General features: G+C 68.9%; 14 protein-coding genes. 8 read left to right on the top strand and 6 right to left on the bottom strand.

Annotated features, from left to right (window positions below; translation table 11 throughout):
- The first annotated feature begins 63 nt into the window (after positions 1 to 63).
- Positions 64 to 5,229, top strand: coding sequence for a DUF4011 domain-containing protein (locus C3B71_RS11940; RefSeq protein WP_234415899.1), 5,166 nt, complete (start codon positions 64 to 66; stop codon positions 5,227 to 5,229).
- Between the two features lie 101 nt (positions 5,230 to 5,330).
- Positions 5,331 to 8,972 carry a DEAD/DEAH box helicase gene (locus C3B71_RS11935; protein WP_108968308.1) on the top strand — a complete coding sequence of 1,214 codons (3,642 nt, stop codon included), beginning with the start codon at positions 5,331 to 5,333 and terminating at the stop codon, positions 8,970 to 8,972.
- Positions 8,973 to 8,983: 11 nt separating this feature from the next.
- Here the strand turns inward: C3B71_RS11935 and C3B71_RS11930 are convergent, their stop codons facing one another.
- The 3 genes from C3B71_RS11930 to C3B71_RS11920 all read right to left on the bottom strand — a co-directional run bounded on the left by C3B71_RS11930 (position 8,984) and on the right by C3B71_RS11920 (position 13,565).
- Complete coding sequence (locus tag C3B71_RS11930; RefSeq protein ID WP_108968306.1) at positions 8,984 to 10,189, bottom strand: hypothetical protein; 1,206 nt, start codon at positions 10,187 to 10,189, stop codon at positions 8,984 to 8,986.
- Between the two features lie 902 nt (positions 10,190 to 11,091).
- A complete protein-coding gene (locus C3B71_RS11925; RefSeq protein ID WP_146752328.1) occupies positions 11,092 to 12,579 on the bottom strand; it encodes a DUF3824 domain-containing protein in 1,488 nt (495 codons plus the stop codon).
- Between the two features lie 359 nt (positions 12,580 to 12,938).
- Complete coding sequence (locus C3B71_RS11920; RefSeq protein ID WP_073328446.1) at positions 12,939 to 13,565, bottom strand: NAD(P)-dependent oxidoreductase; 627 nt, start codon at positions 13,563 to 13,565, stop codon at positions 12,939 to 12,941.
- A gap of 529 nt (positions 13,566 to 14,094) precedes the next feature.
- On the opposite strand from C3B71_RS11920, the gene C3B71_RS11915 reads away from it, so the two are divergent.
- From C3B71_RS11915 to C3B71_RS11900, 4 genes are all read left to right on the top strand, one after another.
- Positions 14,095 to 15,501, top strand: coding sequence for a glutamate decarboxylase (locus C3B71_RS11915; protein WP_108968302.1), 1,407 nt, complete (start codon positions 14,095 to 14,097; stop codon positions 15,499 to 15,501).
- A gap of 9 nt (positions 15,502 to 15,510) precedes the next feature.
- A complete protein-coding gene (locus C3B71_RS11910) occupies positions 15,511 to 17,244 on the top strand; it encodes an amino acid permease (protein ID WP_199912505.1) in 1,734 nt (577 codons plus the stop codon).
- Between the two features lie 111 nt (positions 17,245 to 17,355).
- Positions 17,356 to 17,790 carry a VOC family protein gene (locus C3B71_RS11905; RefSeq protein ID WP_108968300.1) on the top strand — a complete coding sequence of 145 codons (435 nt, stop codon included), beginning with the start codon at positions 17,356 to 17,358 and terminating at the stop codon, positions 17,788 to 17,790.
- Positions 17,787 to 18,374, top strand: a complete 588-nt coding sequence (locus C3B71_RS11900) for a GNAT family N-acetyltransferase (protein ID WP_108968298.1) — start codon at positions 17,787 to 17,789, stop codon at positions 18,372 to 18,374. The genes C3B71_RS11905 and C3B71_RS11900 overlap by 4 nt, the downstream gene beginning before the upstream one ends.
- Before the next feature lie 45 nt (positions 18,375 to 18,419).
- Here C3B71_RS11900 and C3B71_RS11895 read toward each other — a convergent pair whose 3' ends face one another.
- Positions 18,420 to 19,049, bottom strand: coding sequence for an HAD-IA family hydrolase (locus tag C3B71_RS11895; protein WP_108968295.1), 630 nt, complete (start codon positions 19,047 to 19,049; stop codon positions 18,420 to 18,422).
- Positions 19,050 to 19,134: 85 nt separating this feature from the next.
- On the opposite strand from C3B71_RS11895, the gene C3B71_RS11890 reads away from it, so the two are divergent.
- Positions 19,135 to 19,854 carry a peptidyl-tRNA hydrolase gene (locus C3B71_RS11890; protein ID WP_108969886.1) on the top strand — a complete coding sequence of 240 codons (720 nt, stop codon included), beginning with the start codon at positions 19,135 to 19,137 and terminating at the stop codon, positions 19,852 to 19,854.
- Between the two features lie 70 nt (positions 19,855 to 19,924).
- Here C3B71_RS11890 and C3B71_RS11885 read toward each other — a convergent pair whose 3' ends face one another.
- Positions 19,925 to 20,530, bottom strand: a complete 606-nt coding sequence (locus tag C3B71_RS11885) for a GtrA family protein (RefSeq protein ID WP_073328461.1) — start codon at positions 20,528 to 20,530, stop codon at positions 19,925 to 19,927.
- 224 nt (positions 20,531 to 20,754) lie between these two features.
- Entirely contained in the window at positions 20,755 to 21,411 is a 657-nt protein-coding gene (locus tag C3B71_RS11880) for an HAD-IA family hydrolase (protein ID WP_073329255.1), read from the bottom strand.
- Between the two features lie 322 nt (positions 21,412 to 21,733).
- Here C3B71_RS11880 and C3B71_RS11875 point away from each other — a divergent pair, with 322 nt between their 5' ends.
- Complete coding sequence (locus C3B71_RS11875) at positions 21,734 to 23,917, top strand: alpha-galactosidase (RefSeq protein WP_234415898.1); 2,184 nt, start codon at positions 21,734 to 21,736, stop codon at positions 23,915 to 23,917.
- Positions 23,918 to 24,029: the final 112 nt, after the last annotated feature.

The raw sequence follows: 24,029 nt of genomic DNA, 5'->3' as shown, positions 1-24,029 counted from the left end.
CGTGTCGGAACTTCTCGATACGCCCGGGAGCACAGGGCGAAACCAACTCCGAACCGAGTATCGATGAAGCTCGACAACCACGATCTGGTCCTACGCGGACTGCTCCGCGTTCTCCCTCCCCACCTGGAGCGCTATGTCCGCAACGCCCTGGGGGATCGTTGCACACCTGAAACGCTGCGAGCTCTGCTCGCCGGATCGGGACCGGTTACGGACTTCCCCGACTTGTCAGACCTATCCACCCAGATCCGCATCCTCACCGCGCGCGGCGCCGATGGGCGCTACCTGTTGCCCCTGCCGCCGGGCGCGGGGAGCAAACTGCACGAGGTGCGTCGGTTCCGCAACGAGGCGGTACACGGTGCTCGCTTCGATGCCGATAAGACTCTGGCCGCGCTCGTCGCCGTAAGCGAGCTGCTGCGGCTCATCGGCGCCGAGACGGGACGGGCGCAGATACGCGAGCTCATAGGCAGCATCGACGACGGCCGGGGCGCACGCCGCGGCCCGCTGGACGCCGTCGACATCAAGGTCGAGTGCGTGCCCGTGATCGGCTACGCGCACGCGGTCGCAGGCCTGGAGGCGGAGGTATCCGTTGCCCTGAGCCTTCCCGACTCTGCGGCAGTCGTCCCGGGCCCCGTCGAGGCGACCGTGACCATTATTGAGGACGACGGCGGCCACGAGCTGGTCGAGCCGTGGCGGTTCACCTGGGACGCGGGCGCGCAGCGCGAACTGCACACCAGCAGGGCCTTGAAACTGAACCGGGACAACCTGGCACAGGTCGATCAGCCGGGTCCTGCTCACGTGCGCGTGGAGCTGCGCACTCGGGAGGGCGCGAAGCTGGTCCGGCGGATTGATGCCCTGTCCGCATTGCCCCCGCGCCAGTGGCAGCAGGCCGGAGGCGACTGCTGGGCCGGCCCGGCACTGGCGACCTTCGTCCAGCCCGATCAGCCTGCGGTTCAGGCGCTGGCAGCGCAGGCGCGCTTGCGCGCCGGCCTGAGTACAGCCGCCTCCGCACCTGACGACGTTGCCGACGCGGCCTGCGCCCTACTGCGCAGTCGCGGCCTGGCGGCGGATGGGGATGGTTCTCGGGGGCGGGATCCGCTTACGGTCCGCACCGCGGGCGAGGTCATGGATGCGCGTTCCGGCAGCGCGCTCGACGTCGCAGTCCTGCTGGCCGGCATCCTGGAACGGCTCGGGGGCCACCCGGTGCTGGCGCTGACGCCCGCCTCGGTGCTGCTCGGCTACGCCAGGAATGACGCGGCGAGCACGCATGGCTCCCCGGAGGCCTTCGCCGCAGGGGTGCGGCAGGGCGGCATCGGGCTGATAGACCCGGTTGCCGCGCTGCGCTCGCCCGCAGGGGTACTACACGCGCCGGGTGGCGCGGCCCAGCAGATCGTGGAGGCCGCCCTCGCAGAACTGACCCTGGTGGTTCCGGTCGCTGCCGCACGCTCCGGCGGGGCGTTGCCGCAGCCCGCGCTTGAACGCGACGAGGACGACGTCGTCGTGGAGCTGTCCCCGTCCGCCACCTGGGCGGAACAGGATGCTGCGGGCCTGCCCGCTCCGACGCCCGAGCCGGGCACCGACCGGGCGGCGGGTGCGGCACCGGCGCGCGTGGAGGAGTGGAAACGGGCCCTGCTAGACCTGTCCCTGCGCAACCCGCTGATCGACCGCACCGCGCGCTCAGCGATCGAGCTCAGGGTGCCGCCGGAACTCGTCGGCGACTTCGAGGACATCGTCAACAAGCGCGACAACCTGGCCCTCAGAGCCGCAGCGGGCTTCGGCGGCAGGCCCGCCCGGGGCGTCGCGCAGGCGGCGGATGACGCCACGGAGTTGCTGAAGGCGCACACCGTGGGTGCGGTTCTTGGAAGCAAGGAGTACGTGCGGCGCCTGCAGAACCTGGCCGCATCCGCTCGCACCACTCTGGAGGAGACCGGGGCGAACAACCTGTACCTCGCGATCGGTACGCTCGGCTGGTACACCGACGGCCAGCGTGTGCGCTCTCCCCTGATCCTGGTTCCCGTGAAGCTGGAACGGGAGGGTGACACGTTCATTGTGTCGCTGGATGAGGCCGGCGTGTCCACCCCCAACTATTCCCTGCTCGCGCGCTTCCAGGCGGATACGGGCATCGAGCTGACGGCGCTGCGCGAGCCCGAATACGACGACCACGGCGTCAATGTTGAGGCCACATTGGACAAGCTGCGTCAGCAGCTGCGTGCCGCAGGTCGCCGCGACCGCGTCGAGTCCACCGTCCACCTCGGGCTGTTCCGCTTCTCCACTTACCGCATGTGGCGGGACCTCGCGGAGGACTGGCCGACCATAACCACCAACCCGCTGGTGGCGCGCCTGCTGGGCGGCACGCCCGGCGCCGGCACTGCGGATCAGGCGGCCGGAGCCCCGACGGATCTCGATGAAGTGGTGGAGAACCTGCCCCTGGTGGCGGACTCCGCCCAGGCGCGAGTGATCGCCGACGCCGTTTCCGGGTGCAGCCTGGTGGTCGAGGGGCCTCCCGGCACGGGGAAGTCCCAGACGGTCGCCAACCTCATCTTCCGCTCCCTGGCGCTGGGGCGCACCGTCATGTTCGTGGCGGAGAAGCAGTCCGCGCTCGACGTCGTCGCCCGGCGCCTGGGCGAGGAGACCGGCATCGGGGACCTGCTGCTCAACCTGCACGATAACGGCATGCGACCCGCCCAGGTCCGTGAGGCGCTACGCAGGGCGCTGGAGCTGCAGGCGCCCGCTCACGACGCCGCAGCGATGGCGAGACTGCGCCGGCAGCTGGCGGACTCGCGCGGCGAGCTGGAGGTGTATCGCGAGCACCTGCACGCGCCGGGACAGGAGGGCAAGTCCTACTATGCGGCTCGCCAGGAACTGGTGGAGGCCATGGGTGCGGACGCGTCCGCGGCGGCGCATGCGCAGGAACTCTTCAACGCCTGCGCGGCCCGTAGCGGGCTGGACGGATTCGACGCGGACCAGCACGAGGCGCGGCTGGACGAGTACCGGCGGTTGCAGGCGAGCCTGCGCGGACGGCTGGCGCCGGAGCTGCTCGATGTGGTCCTGAGGCGTCGTGACCGTGTGCTGCGCGAGTCCGGGGACCGCGCCGAGGCGCTGCGCCGCGAGCTCGAGCGCCGGAAGGGCACTTTGAATGTCCGTGCTCTGGTCGACTCCTACTGGGACCTGATCACTGCGATCACCCCCTGCATCCTGGTGTCCCCGGACTCGGTGGCCCGTTTCTTCCCGGCGAACAGGCGTTACGTGGATATGGTGGTCTTCGACGAGGCCTCCCAGATCACCGTCGCCGACGCCGTCGGAGCCCTGGGGCGGGGCTGCACCGCAGTGGTGGTGGGGGACCCCAAGCAGATGCCACCCACGCCCTCGCCGGGCACGGCGGCCGCAACTGGTCGTAGCGCCTCCGGGGAGGACGGCGCGGACTCGATCCTCGATCGCTGCCTGGCACTAGGCCTCCCAACCCGCCGCCTGACCTGGCACTACCGCAGCCGGGTCGAGTCACTCATCGCCTTCTCCAACCGGCACTACTACGACGGAAGACTGTTGTCCTTCCCGAGCCCGCTGATGATGGCTGCAGCTCCGGACGATGGGCCGGACGGCTACGGCATCTCGTTGCGGCGCGTCAACGGCACCTACTACCGCGCAGAAACGGCCAAGCATCGCGGTATCAGGCCCAACACCAATCCGGTGGAGGCTCGGCAGATCGTAGACGAGGTCGGCAGGCGCTTTGAGGCATCGCCGCAGGCCACGCCGTCGCTGGGAATCATCACCTTCAACAACCACCAGTGCGAGTTGATCGAGGCCGAGCTGCGGAACAGCGGCCGGAAGCGCATCATTGACGCGCTGGATGCGCGCGATGGGCTGTTCGTGCGCAACCTGAACAATGTTCAGGGGGAGGAGCGCGACACGATCCTGGTGTCGGTGACCTTCTCAGCCAACGAGCGCGGAGACCTGCCGCTCAACTTCGGCTCCGTGAGCCACGCCGGCGGTCAGCGACGGCTGAATGTGGCGATCACTCGGGCTCGCAGGCAGGTGGTCGTATTCTCCAGCTTCGATCCTGAGGATCTGCACGCCGAGCGCTCCACCCACCAGGGGGTGAAGGACCTGCGCGAGTACCTGGGGCGGGCCCGCAGCGGTATCGCGCCGCACGGTCGGCCGCGCTCGGTCGCCTCCGTGGACCTGCACCGAGATCAGATCGCCGAGCGCTTGCGGGAGGCGGGCGTCGAGGTGATGTCCGGCGTCGGGCACTCGGACTTCGAGATCGACCTGGTGGTCACCGGGGCCGGGGGAACGCGTGTAGCGGTGCTGCTGGACGGGCCCGGCTGGAACCGGCGGGCGAGTGCCACGGACCGTGACCTGCTGCCGGTCGATGTGCTGCATTCCATGGGGTGGGAGCGGATTGAGCGCGTCTGGATGCCCACATGGGTGGCTGATGCGGATGCCGTGGTCGCGCGCCTGCTCGCCGCCTCCGGAGGTGCGCTGGAGCCGGCAGGCACAAAGGCTGCAGCCTCTGCCCCGCCCGCGGCGTCTCCAGCCTCGCCGTCGACGGCGCCCTCTCAGCCACGGCCGACGGCGCCGGAGACACAGGCGACAACGGCGCCGGAGGAGGACGTGGCGTCCGCGCCCCGGCCCGAGCAGACGCAGGCCGCGGCGGCGGCTGGTGCGGCCGCCCCGGAGGCCGCACCACGGACTGCTACGGAGTACCGGCAGTGGCGGCCCGAGGGCGTGCAGCCAATCGAGGTGCTCGATCGCGCCCAGGACAAGGACTCGCCGGAACGCGCACAGGTGGTTGAAACAGCTCGCGCCATCTGCGATGTCGAGTCCCCACTCACCCGGCACCGGCTGATCGTCAAGCTCTGCCGCGCCTATGGACTCACCCGGGTGGTGAAGTCACGGGAGCAGAAGGTAGATGAGCTGCTGGGCGACGCATTCGCCTACACCGATGGCGAGGGCTTCGTGTGGCGGAGCGTGGACGCCGCCCGGTTGCCCGTGCACTACCGGCGTCATGCGCTGGATCACGTGGACTCCATCGAGGAGATCCACCCCCGTGAACTGCAGGCCCTGATGCGTGAACTCCGTGCTGGCTCAGCCGGATGGGTATCTACCGAGGATCTTTGCAATCAGGCGCTCAAACGGCTCAGCGTCAAGAAGCGCAGGCTCAGCGCCAGCGGAGTAAAGGATGCCCTGACCGATGCGCTGGCGCAGGTCGAGCGGGAGGACGACGGGTGGTAGCACGGCGGGGCTGAGGGACTCGGAGGTTTGTGCTTCTGCGCGGCCCGCCACTGCGCTGAGTCGGTTCGATACGTGTCGGACCCCGCCCGTATGGTGGGGGCATGGCCCGAAAGATCACCCCCGAGGATTGGCCGGCACGAGTAGCCGACGCCGAGATCGCGGCCGTGGTCGGTGCGCCGGCCTTCGGCCGCGGACGCCGCTACGCGGAGCAGGGGCGGGTAGCCAACCTCTCCATGTCGGGCAACGGCGAGATTCTTGCCGCCGCGGTGCGCGGCGCGCAGGGGCGGATCTATCAGACCATGGTCTATGCGCGCATCTCCGGTGAGCGCGTGAAGTGGTCCGGCACCTGCTCCTGCCCGGTGGGCGGAAACTGCAAGCACACGGCCGCCCTGGTGCTGACCGCCCGCCACCTGGCGCATGCGGCCTCCGCGCCGCCCGGCGACGCCGATTGGGAACGCCGCCTGGCCCAACTGCTGCACACGCGGCAGACCGCACGCCGGGCCGTCGCCATTGAGGTGGTAGATACCGGGGCCGCTCAGCACGGCGCCGGCTCCCGCCGCACCGGCCGCTTCGGATCCGGATCCGCCCGGCCGGGCCGCCTGCACCTGCGCCCGCTGGTCGCCGGCAAGCGTGGCTGGGTCAAGCAGGGCATCTCCTGGCGCGGCCTCACGAACGGGGACCTGACCGGTGAGGTGGCCCCGGATGTACTGGCCGCCCTGACCGAGTTGGCGGTCATGGACCCCTACGGCGACTTCTACTACAGCAACTCCGTCATCGATCTGGGCGCGCTGCCGGCCCGCGTCTGGGACGCGCTGCGGCGCGCCGTCGCCGCCGGGGTGACGCTGACGACGGCCCAGCACGGCGGCAACCCGGTACGCATCCTGTCCGGCCTGCGCGCCGGCCTCGCAGTTACCCGTCAGCCCGACGGCACCGCCCTGATCGCCCCCGCATTGGACCTCGACGCCGTCGAGGGGCTCACCCTCGGCGAGGGGCAACTCGCTGAAAACCGGCCGCTGGGCAACCCCACCCACGCCTACGCGCTCACGGGTGCCGACGGCGCCCTCAACCTCATGCCGCTGGAGCCACCCCCGGATGAGGTGCTGGGGCGGGTACTGGCGCGCAACGAGCACCTCACCATTCCCGCCGTGGACGTGGACCGCTTCGAGCGTGACCACCTGGGGAGGCTCGCCACGGCCGTGCCCATCGTCGACCTCGATCCCACCCTGACCGTGCCGGACCTGGGCGCACCCGTCGCCGTGCTCCGCGTGAGCATGGACGGCTCCAAGCACCGCGCCGAGATCTCCTGGTCCATTCGCTACGAGACGGCGTCCGGCGCCAGTCGCGGCGAGGTCGCCGTCGGCAGCCTGGCGGAACTCATCATCGGGTCCGCGCCTCCGGACTGGGACCGCTCCACCGGCGCTGTACAGACGGGTTACGACGGCGCGGCCGCGGTGAGCGGCACGGGCTCTGGAAGCCAATCCCGGCAGGCCCCCTCGGCGCGCGACGCCCAGGCCGAGGACCGTCTGGCCCGCCGCATCATCGACGCCTGTACGCCGCTGGCCCCCACCCACGGCCCACTGTGGCAGCCGGGCCGCTTCACCGGCATGGACACCGCTCGCCTCATCACCCGGGCCGTGCCCGCGCTGGAGGCGATCGACGGCGTCGTCGTCGAGGTGGACGGGCAGGTGCCCGACTACCGGGAGGCCGAGGACGCCCCGCTGATCACCACCGACGTCGAGGACGACGACGACCGGCCGGACTGGTTCTCCCTGCGGGTGCGCGTAAAGGTCGGTGACGAGGACGCGCCCATCGAACGGCTGATGACGGCGGTCGCCGCCGGCGCGGACGAGGTACTGCTCGACTCCGGCAAGTGGATCAACCTCGCCAACCGTCCCGAGATCGTGCGCCTGGCCCGGCTCATGGAGGAGGGACGTGACCTGCGTGATCCGCGCTCCCGCAGCGCCGGCGACTTGTCGGTCACGCCTTTCCAGGCGGGCCTGTACGCCGAACTGGAGCAGTTGGGCGTTATCGGGGAGGCGACTCGGCGCTGGCGCGAAGGCGTCGAACGGCTCCTGGCGGTGACGGCCACGGTCGACGGCGCCGAGGGGGACGGCGCAGTGGGCGACGCTGAAGGGCAGCACGCCGTCGACATCGTGGATGCGCCGGCGCCCGCGGGACTGCAAGCCGAGCTGCGGCCCTACCAGCTGGAGGGCTACCGCTGGCTCGCCCTGCTGCAGTCCACCGGGCTCGGCGGCATCCTCGCCGACGACATGGGGCTGGGCAAGACCCTCCAGGTGCTCGCCGTGGTTCAGCGCATGGTGGAGCGGCGGGCCGCGGCCGGCCTGGCCGCCGGTGGTGCCCGGGCGGAGCCGCACGGGACCGAGCCTGCCGCGCCACCCGCGGCGGCCCCGGTGCTGGTGGTCGCGCCTACGAGCGTCGTCGGCGCCTGGGCGGAGCAGGCCGCCCGCTTCTGTCCCGAGCTGCGCGTGCGCACCGTCACCCGCACCCGCGGCAAGCGGGGGGAGGACCTGGAAGCAATCCGCTCCGGCGCCGACCTGGTGGTCACCAGCTACACCATCGCCCGGATCGAGGAGGAGGACTTCACCGCCGTCGACTGGGCGTGGGTAGTACTCGATGAGGCCCAGTTCGTCAAGAACCACAACGCGGTCACCTACAGGGCCGTGCGGTGCCTGCGCACGCCGTCGATGGTGGCGATCACCGGCACGCCGCTGGAGAACTCGCTGATGGACCTGTGGAGCCTGCTGTCCATCACCGCGCCCGGGCTGCTGCCCGGCCCGGACCGCTTCACCGAGCTGTATCGGCGGCCCATCGAGCACGGGGACGACGCCGCCCTGGCGGCACTGCGCGCTCGCATCCACCCCTTCATGCTGCGCCGCACCAAGGAGGACGTCGCCGCCGACCTGCCCGCCAAGAACGAGCAGATCCTGGCGGTGGAATTGCCTCCTGCACATCGGCGTGCCTACGACCGGCGGCTAGCGCGTGAACGGCAGAAGGTACTGGGGCTGCTGGAGGAGGACACCGCCCAGTCTCGATTTACCGCCTTGAAATCACTGACGATCCTGCGGCAGATGGCGCTCGACCCGGCACTGGTGGAGGGCACCGACACCGCCGCTGGGAGTTCTAAGACCGGCCGACGGCGCAAGCCCACCGCCAAGGTTGAGGTGCTGCTGGAGACGCTGCAGCCGGTGGTCGCCGAGGGACACCGGGCCCTGGTTTTCAGCCAGTTCACTCGCTACCTGAGTGGAGTGCGCGAGGCGCTCGAGACCGCCGGCATGCGCACCGCCTACCTCGACGGCACCACCACCAACCGGCAACAGGTCATCGACGCCTTCCGGGCCGGGGACGCCGATGTCTTCCTAATCTCGCTGAAGGCGGGCGGCTTCGGGCTGACGCTGACGGAGGCCGACTACGTGTTCCTGCTGGATCCGTGGTGGAACCCGCAGGCCGAGGAGCAGGCAGTGGATCGCACCCACCGCATCGGCCAGGACCGGCCTGTCATGGTCTACCGGCTGGTGTCCGCCGGGACCATCGAGGAGAAGGTCATGGACCTGAAGGAGAAGAAGGCCGAGCTCTTCGACCGCGTGGTGGAGGGCTCTGCCGACGACGCCGCGGACGGGGTAGCCCGCGAGGCTGTCGGCGGGGGAGCAGCTGGCACCCGTGCGGCGGCGAGCCGTGCCCGCCTGACCGCCCAGGAGATCCGTGACCTGCTTGATGCGAGTTGATCGAGGTCCGGCTAGGAGTTCGGCTGGTAGGCGACGACTTCGCCGGACTGATAGGTGACGAGGAGCAGGTCTTCGTACAAGCGATAGCTCGCGAAATCATCGAACGAACCGAGAGAAATCAGCTCTGATGAGCGCCCGGTGAGCATGTCCACCAGCATCAGGTAGCGCTTATCGCCATCCTGTATGTTGAAGCTTTGGACCTGGCCGTAGCCGGCGTAGGTCAGCGCCTGCACGGGGAAGGTTCCCGTGCACTCGCCACCAGATTCTGCATTGGTCAGGGCATTGGTCTCGCCGAGTTCGACGTCATTGCCGTTGATAGTGATTGAGTCGCAGTCCGAGTCTGTCTGCGAGACCGTATAGGTGGCGGGAGCCCAAGAGAGGTCGAGGTCTTCCAGCCACAGCCGGGCCTGTTCCCGAGTGAAAGGCGTTGGTGACCAAGGATACTCGGAGAAGTCGTACTGGTGGTCGGATTCGAATGATTCGCTGGGGGTGCCGTCGAGCTCGTACAGGTGATAAGTCGTGGGCTCCGTTGAAGCGTCGCCCTCGTATGTTAACCAGCCGTCATTCAGTTTATATGGGAATACGTACTTCTTGCCGTCAAGTCGGTTCATGTTCCCGGTCTTCAAATCGACCACGAAGTAGTCCTCATATTCAATTGAGCTGACGATTGAATAGTCGTCGGTGAGCGAATACCACATTTCCACTGCGGTGTTGGTAGGAAATTCTACCTCCCACAGCTTCTTGGAGGGGCTCGACCAGAACTGACAGGTGGTGTCAACGCAGGCGACCGCGCCGTTTGACATGATCGTTACGCGGGCGTCGGCGTCCCAGGGGGCGTCGCTGCGCGCTTGAGAATCAATGTCTATGAACGTGTTCTCGATGATGATTTGGCGGTCCCAGAGCGCCGGCCAGACAACGGTGTTGGTAATGTCCTGCGTGGTCTCCCACAGTTGCTCGGGGGTGTCTCCGGAGACGTCGTACACGGTGATGGTTGCGGTGCTGGATGTGCTGGCTACACGCACCAGTCGATCCTCAAGGAGGGCTGTGGACAACGTCTGGCCGTCGGAATCGGTTGGCGCTTTCAGGGCCCAGGCTTCTTCGAAGCCATCCAGCCAGGCCTGTGACCAGGGGTCGTCGGTGCCTCGGTTCCGGATGAACAGGGTGACGCCTCCAATGGTCAGCACGAGTACGACCACCAACGTGGCCACGAGCGCCACTCGCCTCCGCTTCGACCACGTCGGCGTGGCCTGTGGGGGTGTGGCGAGGTACCCGTAGGCTCCCGCCGGCTGCTGCTGGGGCGGGTATGGGGGATAACTCTGTGCGGCCGGGTACTGCGTCGGCGTGGCCTGTGGGGGTGTGGCGAGGTACCCGTAGGCTCCCGCCGGCTGCTGCTGGGGCGGGTACTGGGGATAACCCTGTGCGGCCGGATTCTGGGGGTAACCCTGTGCGGCGGGGTACTGGGGAGAGCCCTGTGCGGCCGGGTACTGGGGAGAGCCCTGCGCGGCCGGGTACTGCACCGGCGGTGGGTATTGCGGTTGCTGCTGCCAGGCTCCGGGTTGGTTTTGTGGCTGTTGGAAACCGCCGGCTTGAGCCTGCGGGGAAGGCATGTTGTTCCGGTTGGGCTGGGGTTGGCCAGGCTCAGTCATGTCGCCGATAATGTCACGAATAGGCCACCTGTCGGTACTGTTTGGCGCGGTTCATATGTGGTCGGTTCGACGCTTGACCGCAGACTCAGGCCAAGATGATGACGTCGCGGCGCGGGGTTTGATGACGGGCTGTTCGTGCATGTCGGTGTGGTGGCTCGGTCCCGGCGGCAGTTGCGCGGTGGTTACGTTCGGGTGTGGGAGGCCGTGTTCGGGCCGATGAGGACGTCGTCGGCGGGGCCAGGCCGGCTCTAAGAGCTCGCTGTGCCGGGCCAGTGGGGCCGGCGTATGGTGGGGCGGACGGTTCGCACGAACCGCCGACCCGAACATACGATCCGACGCGCCTGATCCACCGTGAGCCACCCTGCAGCCCTGCCCAACGCGCCACGCATCACGCCGCCGGGACGCGCACGCCAACCAGCAGCCCGGCGAACCGACCCGTCAGCCCACCACACTCTCAAACCAGAAGAGCCGGATTATGATGTGGTGGGCCGGTAGGCGAGGATTTCACCGGATTCGAGTTCGACAATGAGCATGTCTCCGAGAGGTGTATAACCTGCGAATTCTTCCCTCGTGCCAAGGGGAATCGGCTCCGAGCTGCGTCCAGTAACCATGTCCACCAGCACCAGGAATTGTTCGTCTCCGTCCGTCTTGTTGAAGCTCTGTACCTGTCCCTGTCCGGAGTGATACAGGGCCTGAAGGGCGCTGGTGGAGGTGCATGCTCCCCCGCGTCTCGCCTGGACCAGGGAGTTAGGCTCGCCGAGCACGACGTCGTTGCCGTTGATGGTGATCGACTGACAATCGTGGTCGGCTTCTGAGATGGTGTAGGTTGATGGAGCCCAGGAGGTGTCGAAGCTCTCCAGCCAAAGGCGGGCTTGTTCCCGCGTGAAAGGCGTAGGTGACCATGGGTAGGCGGAGAACGACGTGTTACGGTTGAACTTGAACGATTCGCTGAGGGTGCCGTCGGCCTCGTACAGGTCGATGGTTGCGTCGGCATGTAAGTCGCCGCTGGTGTGAACCAGCCAGCCGTCGGCGAGTGGCTGCTGGATGGTGTACTTGTCCGCGTCCAGCTGGTTTGTGGCGCCGGTGTTCAAGTCGACCACGAAGTAGTCGTAATCGGATGAGCTGGCGAGTACATGCCCGTCCACGATTGCGTACGACAGCACAGTCATCGGGCTATCCGTGGCGAAGTCGGTCTCCCACAGCATTTCGGAGGGACTCGACCAGCACCGGCAGGTGGTTTCGACACAGGCGATCGCACCCGCTGACGTGACGCTTACCCTGGCCTCCGCGTCCCAGGGGGCGGCGCTGCGTGCTTGGGAGTCGATGTCTATCAGCGTGTTCTCGACGATGATCTGACGGTCCCAGAGCCTTGTCCTGTCGACGACTTCGGTAACCTCTTGCTGGGTCTCCCACAGTTGCTCGGGGCTATCTCCGGAGATGTCGAAAACGGTGACGGTAGCAGTCGTGGACGTGCTGGTAATCCTCACCAGGCGGTTGTCGTGGACGCGCGTCGACATCTCCTGTCCATGGAAGTCTGCGGGAGCCTCGAGGGACCAGGCCTCCTCGAAGCCATCCACCCAGGCCTGCGACCAGAGGCTGTTCTCAGGGACGTCGTCGGTGCCGCGTCCCCGTAAGACGAGGACGATGGAGCCCGTGATGGCCAGTACGAGGACGACCGCCAGCGCGGATATGAGCGCCACTTGCTTCCGCCTCGGCCGTACCGGATAAGGAGTGGGTGGTGTGGCAATGTACCCGTAGGGTGTCGGCTGCTGCGCGTTCGGATATGCGGGGAAACCAGACGGGCTCTGCTGTGCGGGCGGATACTGCCCAGCGGCCAAGGTCTGCGGCGGCTGCCAGGCGCCCGGCTGGGCGGCCGACTGCGGGTAGCCGCCGGGTTGCGGCACGTACCCGTAGGGCGGCGTGCTGTATGGGCCGGGCTGGAACTGATTCGGGGAACTCACACAGCCATAATGTCACGAACAAGTCAACCGACGGTGGCTTCGGCCGGATTCATGGCTCTTCGTGCTTGGGGCGGGGTGGGTGGGGGTGTCTGCTACGCGGGTCCGACGTTAACAACGCTACTTAACGGTCTGCTGTATACCTCGGAGCCCTTCAGCAGACCGTTAACAGGCGTTGTTAACCCCGAAGTGGCGTTGCAGACGGTGAAGTGGCGTAGCAGGTGGCACCGCCTCCGGGCGCGGGGATGTCGGCAACCGCCGCGGGCACGGCGAACCGGCATGACATGGTCAGTGCGGATGTGGGTGACCACAAACCGAAAGAACCGGAGTCGTTGCAGCCGACTCGAGGCAGGGTCGCAGGCTCAGTCGGAGATGACGACACCCCGCCGCACCCAGCGGTCCGCGTGCGCCTCCTCATGCATGAAAGCGCCTACATCGGCACGGGCGATGCGCTCCCTGCCGCGCATCACCAGTGACTCTCCGATCCGATACCGCCCCTGGGCGGGGCCGTTGGTAAGCGTCGTCGGGTAGACGAGCGTCCAGTCCAAATCGGAGTCACGCAGCAACTTCTCCGCTGCGGCCTTGTTCGCGTAGATGCCGCGCAGGAAGCTGCGGTAGAGGAAGCGTTGTGGCGGCGTCGCGGTGCGGATCGTATCCCCGACCCCGAAGGAGGACAGCCAGACCAAGCGTCTGACACCGGTGGTGTGCGCGGCCTCAATGACGGCTTCGGCCGCATCGGTGAACAATCCGCCGTTGCGGGGAGAGGCGCCGCGGCCCAGCGCCGAGACTACGGCGTCGCAGCCGACCATTGAGTGGGATAGATCGTCGGCGTTGCGTGCATCCCCGACGGTGACGGCAATGCGGCCCGACTGCTTCCCCAGTTTCTCCGGGCTACGCACCAGGACGCTCACGTCGTCACCGTGGTCCAGCGCGTGGGACAGGACGTGCATGCCGGTGGGGCCGGTGGAGCCGAGGACAAGCAGTTTCATGGTGTGCCTTCCAGTTGGGCCGTGAGGCAGGGAGCTGTCAATGCGTGGATTGCTCGCAGCCTATCGGACCACACCGTCGCAGTCCCTGCATGAACCGCGATCTAGGCTGGCGGCGGTGCTGGGGAGCGTGCCCGGGGTGTATTTCACGACCCCAGCGCGCCTTCGAACATGGAGAGCCCGTCTTGTCGCAGTCCGTGTGGGCACAAATCCGGCGGCCGGTTCAGGCTTTTCCGTGGACGCTTTCAGGTGCTGTTCAAATTGCGGGTGTACGCGGCGCGCCTGCGCGCTTGCATGAATTTGTGCGACTATTTCCAGCCTGCTTTCTGGTGCTTTTCAAGTGACTCCTGGCGACGTCGGCTAGAAAGAAAAGCTTGAAGAATGCTGGCAGGTGTAGCAATTGTTTCGGAAAGCTGGGAGGAATATCCGTGGTAAATTGCAAATGCGGCCTTATTGTCTGGTGTGTGTGGTGGCAAGCACGGCGTGGTGATATTCCTATGTCAATCGTTGCCAACCGAAAGGAGAATCCGACATGTCGCGGCCAGTATTCGACGGTTCTTCCGCCCCGGATCCGGGCAGCAGTGAGCTCAACCCGCTGTTCGCCCGCCCCGGCGAGGCCTATGACCTGCCGAAGTTCCGCTTCCCCAGCGGGGAGGCGCTGCCCGAGACCGCCTACCAGGTGGTCCACGACGAGGCGATGCTGGACGGCAACGCCCGGCTCAACCTCGCCACCTTCGTCGGCACCTGGATGGACGAACGCGCCAACCGCCTGTACCTGGAGGCGGCCGACAAGAACATGATCGACAAGGACGAGTACCCGCGCACCGCGGAGATCGAGACCCGCTGCTGGACCATGCTCGCGGACCTGTGGCACGCGCCGGACCCGCGCCGCGCCATCGGCACCTCGACCATCGGCTCCTCGGAGGCCTGCATGCTGGGCGGGTTGGCGCTCAAGCGCCGCTGGCGCAACGCCCGCCGCGCCGCCGGCAAGCCCACCGACCGCCCGAATCTGATCATGTCCAGCGCCGTGCAGGTGTGCTGGGAGAAGTTCTGCAACTACTTCGACGTCGAGCCCCGGTACGTGCCCATCACCGAGGAGCACAAGGTCTTGGACGGCTACCGGCTGGAGGACTACGTCGACGAGAACACCATCGGCGTCGTGGCCATCATGGGGGTGACCTACACCGGCATGTACGAGCCGGTCGCGAAGATCGCCCAGGCGCTGGACGCCATCCAAGAGCGCACCGGCCTGGACATCCCGATCCACGTCGACGGCGCCTCCGGGGCCATGATCGCCCCCTTCATCCAGCCGGAACTGGAGTGGGACTTCCGCATCGATCGGGTGGCCTCCATCTCCACCTCCGGCCACAAGTACGGTCTGGTCTACCCCGGCATCGGCTGGGTGGTGTGGCGCGAGGAGGCCGCCCTCCCCGAGGAGCTGATCTTCGAGGTCTCCTACCTCGGCGGGCAGATGCCCACCTTCGCGCTCAACTTCTCCCGCCCCGGCGCCCAGGTGCTGCTGCAGTACTACATGTTCCTGCGGCTCGGCTTCGACGGCTACCGCCGGGTGCAGTCCAACAGCCGCGACGTCGCCCGCTACCTGGCCGACCAGGTCGCCGCCATGGGGCCATTCGAACTGTGGAACGACGGTTCGGACATCCCCGTGTTCGCGTGGCGGCTGCGCGCCGACCACGCCGACAAGTGGAACCTGTACGACCTGTCCGACCGGCTGCGCATGAAGGGCTGGCTGGTCCCCGCCTACCCGATGCCCGATGACCTCACCGACGTCACCGTACAGCGGATCGTCGTCCGCAACGGGCTCAGCCACGACATGGCCGACGCCCTCCTGGAGGACATGCGCGCCGAGGTCGCCTACCTCGACCGGCTCGACGGGCCGCTGCCCCACGAGTCGAACCGCCCCACCGCCTTCCACCACTGAGGGGTCGAAATGTCCGTCAAAACCACCGGCAGTGCTGCCGGAACCTCCTTCCCCGACGACGGCGCTCGCGCCAGCACCGCTAACGCACCCGCCTCGTCTGGCACATCCGCCTTTCGCGGTGCCCGCTCCGGCCACCCACCCGCCGGGACGCTCGGGGACCTGCCCGCGCCCGGGGCTGCCGCTCCTGCCGCACCCGCCGCCGTTGGGCCGAGCCAGGACGCGGTCCGCCCGCCCGCCTCAATGAGCGTATTCAACCTGGCCATGCTCACGGTGGTGGCCGTGGCCTCGCTGCGCTCCCTGCCCGCCATGGCCGGCTACGGCCTGTCCTCGGTGGTGCTGTACATCATCCCGGCGGTGCTGTTCATGGTGCCGACGGCGCTGGTGGCCGCGGAGCTGGCCACCGGCTGGAAGGGCGGCGTGTTCATCTGGGTGCGCGAGGCCTTCGGGGAGCGCTGGGGCTTCGTGGCCATCTGGCTGCAATGGGTGCAGAACGTGGTCTGGTACCCCACTCAAATCGCCTTCATCGCCGTGAGCCTGTCCTACGTGCTGGGCCGTGGCACGCTGGCGAACAATGGCGTGTACGTGGCCGGTGTCATCATCGTCCTGTACTGGGTATCCACCCTCATCACCCTGGCCGGCGGCAACCTGTTCGCCAAGGTCGGCTCGTGGAGCGGCATCATCGGCACGCTCTTCCCGGCCGCGCTGCTGATCATCTTCGGCGCCGCCTGGCTGATCTCCGGCACGCCCTCCCAGACGGAGCTGACGACGTCGGCGATCCTGCCGCCCTGGACGGGCCTGGCCTCCATCGTGCTGATCGTGTCCAACGTGCTCGCCTACGCGGGCATGGAGGTCAACGCGGTGCATGCCAACGACCTGGCCGACCCCGGCCGCGGCTATCCGCGCACTGTCCTGATCTCGGCGGTGGTGATCCTGGCGATCTTCATCCTGCCGACCCTGGCGATCGCGGTCGCCGTGCCCAAGGCCGGCCTCGGAGTAGTCGACGGCATCAACCTGGCCTTCAAGACCTTCTTCGACCACTGGCACCTGGCCTGGGGCACACCGGTGATCTCGCTGCTGATCGCGCTGGGCGCCTTCGCCTCCGTGGTCACCTGGATCGCCGGCCCGTCCAAGGGCCTGCTCGCCGCCGCCCGCACCGGTCTGCTGCCTCCGGCGCTACAGCGGCGCAACGGCGCCGGCGTGCAGCGTTCGATCCTGCTGCTGCAGGGCGTCATCGTGACGATTCTGGCGCTGCTGTTCGTGGTGATCCCCAACGGCAACACCGCCTTCGTCACGCTGATCGACATGGCCGCCGCCCTATACCTGATCATGTACATGATGCTGTTCGCCGCCGCCCTGCGTCTGCGCGCCACCCGCCCGCAGGTGCAGCGCACCTATCGCACACCCGCGATGGGGCTGGTGGCCGGCGTCGGCTTCGTGGCCTGTGCGGTTGCCTTCGTGCTGTCCTTCGTGCGTCCGTCCGGTTTCACCGGACTGAGCACCGTCGGCTACGCCCTGGTGGTGGGGCTGGTGATCGTGGGTCTGGGGGTGCCGCCGCTGATCTTCTACGCGCTGCGCCGGCCCAGCTGGCAGCTGGAGCCCGACCACGCCACCGGTGACGCCATCCTGGTCAACCCGCCGCATCCGCGCGCCGACTGGGCCGCGAGCGGGCCGCACACTCCCCGGCACGAGGTGCGGGCCGTCTCCCGGCACCCCGGAACTCACCCGCTGGGGCGGGCCTCGTAGCGGGAGCCCGGTAAACGGCTCGGGATGAACCGCCCGGGTTGTCGGCCTCTGCGTGGGCCCCGGCGTTGTCGTACAGGCGGCGCCGGGGCCCACGGGTGCATGATGGCTCCCATGCGCGTCACCGGCATCGACCACCTCGTACTCACCGTCGCCTCGGTCCCCGCCGCGGTCGACTTCTACACGCGCGTACTTGGCCTGGAGGCCTTCGCCTTCGACGGCGGCCGGGTCGCACTGCGGCTGGGGAACCAGAAACTCAACCTGCGTCCCGCCGACGGGCGCCTCACCCCCGAGGCCGCCGCCCCCACCGTTGGCAGCGCCGACCTGTGCCTGGTCGTCGACGCGCCGCTCGACGACGTCGTCGCGCACCTGGCCCGGACGGGAACCGAGATCGAGCTCGGCCCGGTCGCCCGCTCCGGAGCCCGAGGGTCCATGCACAGCGTCTACCTGCGCGACCCGGACGGCAACCTCGTGGAACTGGCTTCATACGACGGGCAGGCGGGTAGCCCGCCGACCGACCCCGCCGACGCAGAGGGGGAACGGGCATGACCGCGGCGCCGTCGGGCGTGACCATTCGTCCCGCCCGTCCCGACGACGAGGCGCGGGTTGCCCGCCTGCTGGCCCTGCGCGGGATCACCGTGGAGGAGGCGGTGGAACAGGCGCCGCGCATGATTGCCGCCCTACCGGTGCTGCTGCTGGCCTCCCTCCCCGCCGACGACGCCGAGCCCACCGGGGCCGGAGGCGCGGCCGCACGGTCGGCCGAGGTCGATGCGGTAGCCCACGCGGCCGAAGCTGATGACACGGCCGCCCCGGTCGCCCTGTCCGGTGCGTTTATCCTGCCCGGGGACCTGGAGGATGACCGCCCGGAGCGCTGGATGGTTTCCGGTCTGATCGTCGATCCCGGCGCCCGCAGCCGCGGCATCGGCCGTGCCCTGCTGGCCGCGGTGGGCGCCGCCGTGCAGGAGATCGATCCGGGGGAGGACCTGTTCAGTGTTGTCGAGACCGCCAACCACGCCTCCGTCGCCGCTCACCTTGCCGCCGGCTTCCAGGAGGCCGCCCACGTGGACGGCTACGCGGGCCTCGTCTTCGACGGCGACGCCCTGCTGATGCGCCTGCCGGGCACGACGGTCTAAGCGACGGGTGCGGAGTCCGAGGGCAAGCCCCTCGGTCCGAGGGGCTCAGTCCAGCAGGGGGAGCAGGTCCCGCAGGCTGGCGACCACCAGCGCTCCGGGAGCATCATCCGGCAGAGTCACCGACGTCCCCGGGCGCACCAGCAGCGCCGCGGGCATACCCGCCTCCCGGGCTGCCACCACGTCGATCGGTCGGTCGCCGACGCATAGCACCTCCGCCGGGTCGAGCCGGTGGCGTTCGGCCAGCAGCAGGTTCATGTCCGGGCTGGGCTTGCGGGCCACCCCGTCCGGGGCGCAGACGATGTCATCCATCTTCAAGTGCAGCCCCTGCAGCAGGGCGGTGGCGGAGTCGCGGTCCCGGTGTGTGGCCAGCAGGTTCAACCCGCCCAGGGACCGTACCCGCGCCATCACTTCCCGCGCCCCGTCCATGACCGGCGCGGGTTGCGTGTGCCACCGCTTCTTCAGATCGTCGTATGCCTCTTCCAGCCCGTGGGGGTCGAGGCGCCGCTCCTCGCTGAGCGTGGCGATCGCATGGGCGATGGAGTGACGGGTCAGTTCGGTCACGTGATGCAGGTGGGCGGGGTCGGCGTCGCCGAAGGCCGCCTCGCACAGCACCCGGTCGACCTCCGGGTAGGTGTCTACCAGGGTGCCGCCCATGTCCCAGATAATGTGACGCATGCAGCCATTGTCCCCGCAAAACGTCCCCGGTGCGGCCGATTCGCCCTCCCCATCCGCCCATGCCGACCACCCCGTTCCCTGGGCCATGCAAATCGCCGTCCACTACGACAAGGTCCACCCGCCCCGCCGCATCGACGTCGCGGAGGCCAGCGCCCGCGCCGTCGTGGCCCTGCTCGCCGCCCCCGAGTCCGCCCCCGGCGGCCCCTGGCACGACGCCGTGGAGTACTGGCGTGACGGGCGCATCCGCAAGTTGGTGCGCCGCGCTCGCGGTCGGCGCTGGGATGAGATTCAGGAGCTGCCGGGCGTCACCGTCGCCCAGGACGGACCGGCGGGCTGGGGGAGGGCCGAGGCGCGCGCGATCGTGCCCGGGCCCGTCCGTCCACTGCCGCCCGCGCTGGCCAAGACCCAGGTGGAGGGCACCCACTTCCCGCACGGGGGCGAGCTGCCCCCGCCGCCCGCCGCGATCACGGCCGCCGTCGCCAAGGACCCCGCCGCCGCCCGCGGGATCGTGCTCACCAGTGACTCGGCCTCGCAGCAGGCCCCGGTAACGGTTGAAGTCACTCCGCTGGAGGAGATGACCAGCGGGAAGCTGTGCGCGCAGGTCGCCCACGCCGCCCAGCTCGCCTGGGAGAGCCCGCAGCTGCCCGCCGACCTGCGGGAGCGCTGGGCCGCGCAGGGCTACCGGGTACGCGTCGTCTTCCCATCGGAGGCCTCTTGGCGGAACCGCCCGCGGCCGGTGTCGGTGGTAGATGCGGGTTTCACCGAGCTGGACGGGCCCACGGAGACCACACGCGCCTGCTGGTGAACGGCGGGTAAGCGGGCGGCGACGGCGACCGGCCTGCAGTCGCCGCCCGTCCGCGCTTACGCGGGCGGGCTCAGGCGGCTTCGCCGACGGGCTCGGGCGTGCCGCGGAACACCCACAGGCGCATCAGTGCGTACAGGTAGATCCCCTCGCAGCAGGCCGAGATCAGCCGCGCCAGCTCCGCGTTCACCCCCACCAGGTGCAGCAGGCTGGACAGGCCCAGAATGAAGATCACGTACTGTGAGACCAGGCCGACGGCGTAGCGCGACCCCTGCGAGACCAGCGAGCCGTGCGACTGGAAGTTCAACCAGCGGTTGAGCAGCAACGAGTACACGCCCGCGATCGCATAGCCCACGGTGACGGCCAGGGGGTAGAACCAGTGCAACTGCTCGTAGAACAGCGTCAGGAAGCTGATGTCGATGACGAATCCGGAGCCGTTGATGAGCGCGTAGCCGATGAAGGTCACCGGTACTCGGCGGCGCAGGAACCCCGGCAGCAGCCGGTGAATGCGGTCGATGAGGTGCCGGAATACGCGCGGAGCACGTCGCGCCGGATCCTGCAGGCGAGCATCGAAACGACGACGGGCGGCGGCTGTGGCCCTCACGGCATCCGACGTGCGGGCCGCAGGAGAGGATTGACGCTGCTCCCGCACATTTCCGGACGTCGTAATGCTCGTCATGGTGATCCTTCCAGGCGCCGCACCCGCTGCGCTCACAGGCTTGAGTTTTGTACCACCGCCGATGCCTGGCAAGTCCGTGCGGATGAAGTCTGGGTTCCGAAAGTATGAGAAAAGCCGGGTACCTCGTCCTCCCGCAGGAGGAGAGCGCTGAGTCGGGCCCGGTCGGCTGCGTGCAGCGCCGACCGAGGAGACGACAGAACGCCGTATTACCCGGCGGAGGCGACTCAGGCCGCTGCGGTGCCGTCGAGCACGGCGACGATCTCGCGGCGCAGCAGGTCCCCGCCCGCGTCCGCCGGGTGGTGCACCGTGCGGATGCCGAGCGTCGCCGCCGCGGACACATTGGTCGCGCTGTCATCCACGAACAGCGCCTCCTGTGGAGCCACGCCAACCAGGTCCAGCACCGTGCGGAAGTACTCGGCGCTGGGCTTGGCCACGCCGAGCGTGCAGGAGTAGGCATCCACGTCGCACAGTCCGTCGTACCCGAGTGCCGAGCGCATCCAGGCGCGACGCTCGTGCTGCTGATTGGTGGCCAGCACCGTGGTGTAGCCGGCGGCCCGCAGCTCGCGGACCGCCTGCCAGGCGGCCGGGTCCGGCGTGGCCCGCCACCACAGGTCGAGCAGTTCTTCCACGCTCGCGCCGAGCCGTAACTCGTCTACCAGCCGCTCAAGCAGGGTGCGCAGATCCTCGTCTCCCCTCAGAGCGGGGCCCTCCTCGGCGAGCAGGCGACGGCAGAAGCGCTCCCCGCCGCCGTTGGTCAGCGCCTGATCCCAGGGCGTGCCGATCAGCTGCAAAACGCCGTCGGCGTCGAGCAGCACGGCGCGTACCGGGCTGGTTCCGAGCGCGGGTATTTCGGGCGGGGCGGGTGAGGGGGCCGGCGTCATGAAGCGATCGTGGCGCATGATCGCCGGTTTCGCCAGCAGTACGCCAGGGAGGGGGTGAAAGCGGGCAAGGATCCAGCCGGGCGCGGGTGGCCCAAGTGAGCGTCGGCGGTCTCGGGTCTGGGGTGCCCGGGCCGTAGCTGCGCTCGTCGCTGCCCGGTTGTGGATAACCCGACGGGGACACGGCGTCGGTGGTTGACGTCACGCATTTCTTCGACTAGAAAATAATCGCTATGCATCAGTCCGGCCGCGCCGCGGCGGCCGGGCCCACGGGCAACAGTCCGCAATCCCAGCCGCAGATCCCACATAAGTCGAAGGAGACCCCGTGTCCCACTCTCGTATCGTCCACCTGCGCCGGGCCGGCACCTCACTGGTCCTGGACCTGATGCCCGACCGGCACCCGGTCGTGCGGCACTGGGGCGAGGACCTGGGTGAGCTCGATGGTGCGGCCCTCGCCGACGTCGGCATCGCCCAGAACACGGCTACCGGCTCCAACCAGACCTGGACCACCCCGGATCTGCCTGTGCTGCCGCTGCCACACTTGGGCTGGTCCGCCCGCCCCGCCGTTCTGCTGCACCGCGCCGACGGCTCGGCCTTCTCCATCCACCCCGAGAACATCACCCACACGGTCGAGGCGGTCGACGCCCCCGGCGGCCAGGCCGATCAGGTCACCTCCACCGCCACCGACCCGGTCCACGGCATTGTCCTGACCACAGTGTTGCGTCTGGAGCCCTCCGGCCTAGTGCGCCTGCGCGCCGAGGTCGCCGACGCGGCCGGCCCCGACGCCGCACCCCTCGAGGTCGACGAACTCACCCCGCTCCTGCCGGTGCCCGCCGACGCCACCGAGCTGCTCGACTTCACCGGCCACCACGCCTTCGAACGGCAGCCGGTGCGCACACCCTTCACCCCTGGCACCCGCCTGCGCGAGTCCTGGGAGGGCCGCACCGGTCACGACGCCGTCACCTGGCTGGTCGCCGGCACCGCCGGCTTCGGATGGCGCCGCGGCCGCGTCCACGCCGTACACCTCGCCTGGTCCGGCAACACCCGTGCCCTGGCCGCCCACCCCGCCCAGGGCTATCGGCTACTGGGGGCCGGGGAGCTGCTCCACCCCGGTGAGATCGTGCTCGGCCCCGGCCAGAGCTACACCAGCCCGTGGGTGGTCGGCTCCTGGGGGGAGGGCCTGGATGCACTCGCCGCCCGGGCGCACGCCCACGTGCGGGCCCTGCCCTCCTACCCCGCCCGCCCGCGACCCGTGCTGCTGAACATCTGGGAGGCCGTCTACTTCAACCACGATCTGGACAAGCTCAAGGCCCTGGCCGACGAGGCCGCCGCCATCGGCATCGAACGCTTCGTCGTCGACGACGGCTGGTTCGGCTCGCGCCGCGACGACACCTCCGGCCTGGGCGACTGGCAGGTCTCCCCGGAGGTCTGGCCCACCGGGCTGGAGCCGCTGGCGCAGCACGTGCGCGAGTTGGGCATGGAGCTGGGACTGTGGTTCGAGCCAGAGATGATCAACCGCGACTCCGAGCTGGCGCGCACCCACCCCGACTGGATCCTGTCCGACGGGGCCGGCGGCGCCGTCGAGCACCGCCACCAGCGGGTGCTGGACCTGACCGCCCCGGGCGCCTGGGACTACCTGTTCGGTGCCATCAGCGACCTGGTGGAGCGCCTGGACCTGGCCTACATCAAGTGGGACCACAACTCCACGGTGCTTGCCGCCGGGCACATGGCCCCCAACGCCGCACTCGGCACCCGCTACGGCGCCCCGGCCATCCACGACCAGACCCTCGCCCTCTACCGGCTACTGGACGCCCTCCACGAGCGCTTCCCGAACCTGGAGATCGAGTCCTGCTGCGGCGGCGGCGGCCGCATCGACCTGGGGATCATCGAGCACACCCAGCGCGTGTGGACCTCCGACTGCAACGACGCCCACGACCGGGCCAACATCAACCGCGGCACCATGCTGCTACTTCCGCCCGAACTGATCGGCACCCACGTCGGCTCCGGGCGCGACCACACCACGCTGCGCAGCCTGGACATCTCCTTCCGTGCGGCCACCGCCCTGTGGGGGCACATGGGCGTGGAGTGGGACCTGCTGAGCGCCAGCGACGCCGACAAGCAGGGCCTGGCGGAGCTGATCGGCATGCACAAGCAGTTGCGCCCCCTGCTGCACTCCGGCACCGTCGTCCACGCCGACGTCGACGAGGACGATGTCGTACGCATTCAGGGCGTCGTCGCCCCGGACCGCTCCGACGCCCTGTTCGGACTGACCAGCCTGGGACAGGCGCTCACCTGGCCCGGTGCTCCCCGGCCCCTGCCCGGCCTTGACCCGCAGCGCACCTACCGGGTGCAACTGGCTGCGCCCCTGTACGCGGGCCACGTCTACCAGGCCGCCTGGACCCGCCCCGAGGGGGTGGTCCTGCCGGGCTCGTACCTGGTGAACAACGGCCTGTCATTGCCCGTCATCCACCCCGACCACATGCTGTTCGTGCGCGTCACCGCCGTCTGAGCCGCCCCGCGCCCAAGGGCGCGCCGCCTGACCCTGGCTGCGTCGTCGCACCGGAGCGATTGACCACCAACCTGTATTTCCCGATCCAAATCCCGCCAGGAACGGAGTATCG

This window comes from Actinomyces sp. Z16 (assembly GCF_003111765.1).
In the GTDB taxonomy this organism is placed as follows: Bacteria; Actinomycetota; Actinomycetes; order Actinomycetales; family Actinomycetaceae; genus Actinomyces; species Actinomyces glycerinitolerans.
Note: the sequence above shows the minus strand (reverse complement) of the source record. Positions and strands in the feature narration are given on the sequence as shown.

What these genes read in the sequence shown, in the direction of transcription:
- C3B71_RS11940 (WP_234415899.1), top strand. Translation starts at nt 64, where the DNA reads ATGAAGCTCGACAACCACGATCTGGTCCTACGCGGACTGCTCCGCGTT.
- C3B71_RS11895 (WP_108968295.1), bottom strand. Translation starts at nt 19,049, where the DNA reads ATGCGTCACATTATCTGGGACATGGGCGGCACCCTGGTAGACACCTAC.
- C3B71_RS11890 (WP_108969886.1), top strand. Translation starts at nt 19,135, where the DNA reads ATGCAAATCGCCGTCCACTACGACAAGGTCCACCCGCCCCGCCGCATC.
- C3B71_RS11885 (WP_073328461.1), bottom strand. Translation starts at nt 20,530, where the DNA reads ATGACGAGCATTACGACGTCCGGAAATGTGCGGGAGCAGCGTCAATCC.
- C3B71_RS11900 (WP_108968298.1), top strand. Translation starts at nt 17,787, where the DNA reads ATGACCGCGGCGCCGTCGGGCGTGACCATTCGTCCCGCCCGTCCCGAC.
- C3B71_RS11910 (WP_199912505.1), top strand. Translation starts at nt 15,511, where the DNA reads ATGTCCGTCAAAACCACCGGCAGTGCTGCCGGAACCTCCTTCCCCGAC.
- C3B71_RS11915 (WP_108968302.1), top strand. Translation starts at nt 14,095, where the DNA reads ATGTCGCGGCCAGTATTCGACGGTTCTTCCGCCCCGGATCCGGGCAGC.
- C3B71_RS11935 (WP_108968308.1), top strand. Translation starts at nt 5,331, where the DNA reads ATGGCCCGAAAGATCACCCCCGAGGATTGGCCGGCACGAGTAGCCGAC.
- C3B71_RS11920 (WP_073328446.1), bottom strand. Translation starts at nt 13,565, where the DNA reads ATGAAACTGCTTGTCCTCGGCTCCACCGGCCCCACCGGCATGCACGTC.
- C3B71_RS11905 (WP_108968300.1), top strand. Translation starts at nt 17,356, where the DNA reads ATGCGCGTCACCGGCATCGACCACCTCGTACTCACCGTCGCCTCGGTC.
- C3B71_RS11880 (WP_073329255.1), bottom strand. Translation starts at nt 21,411, where the DNA reads ATGACGCCGGCCCCCTCACCCGCCCCGCCCGAAATACCCGCGCTCGGA.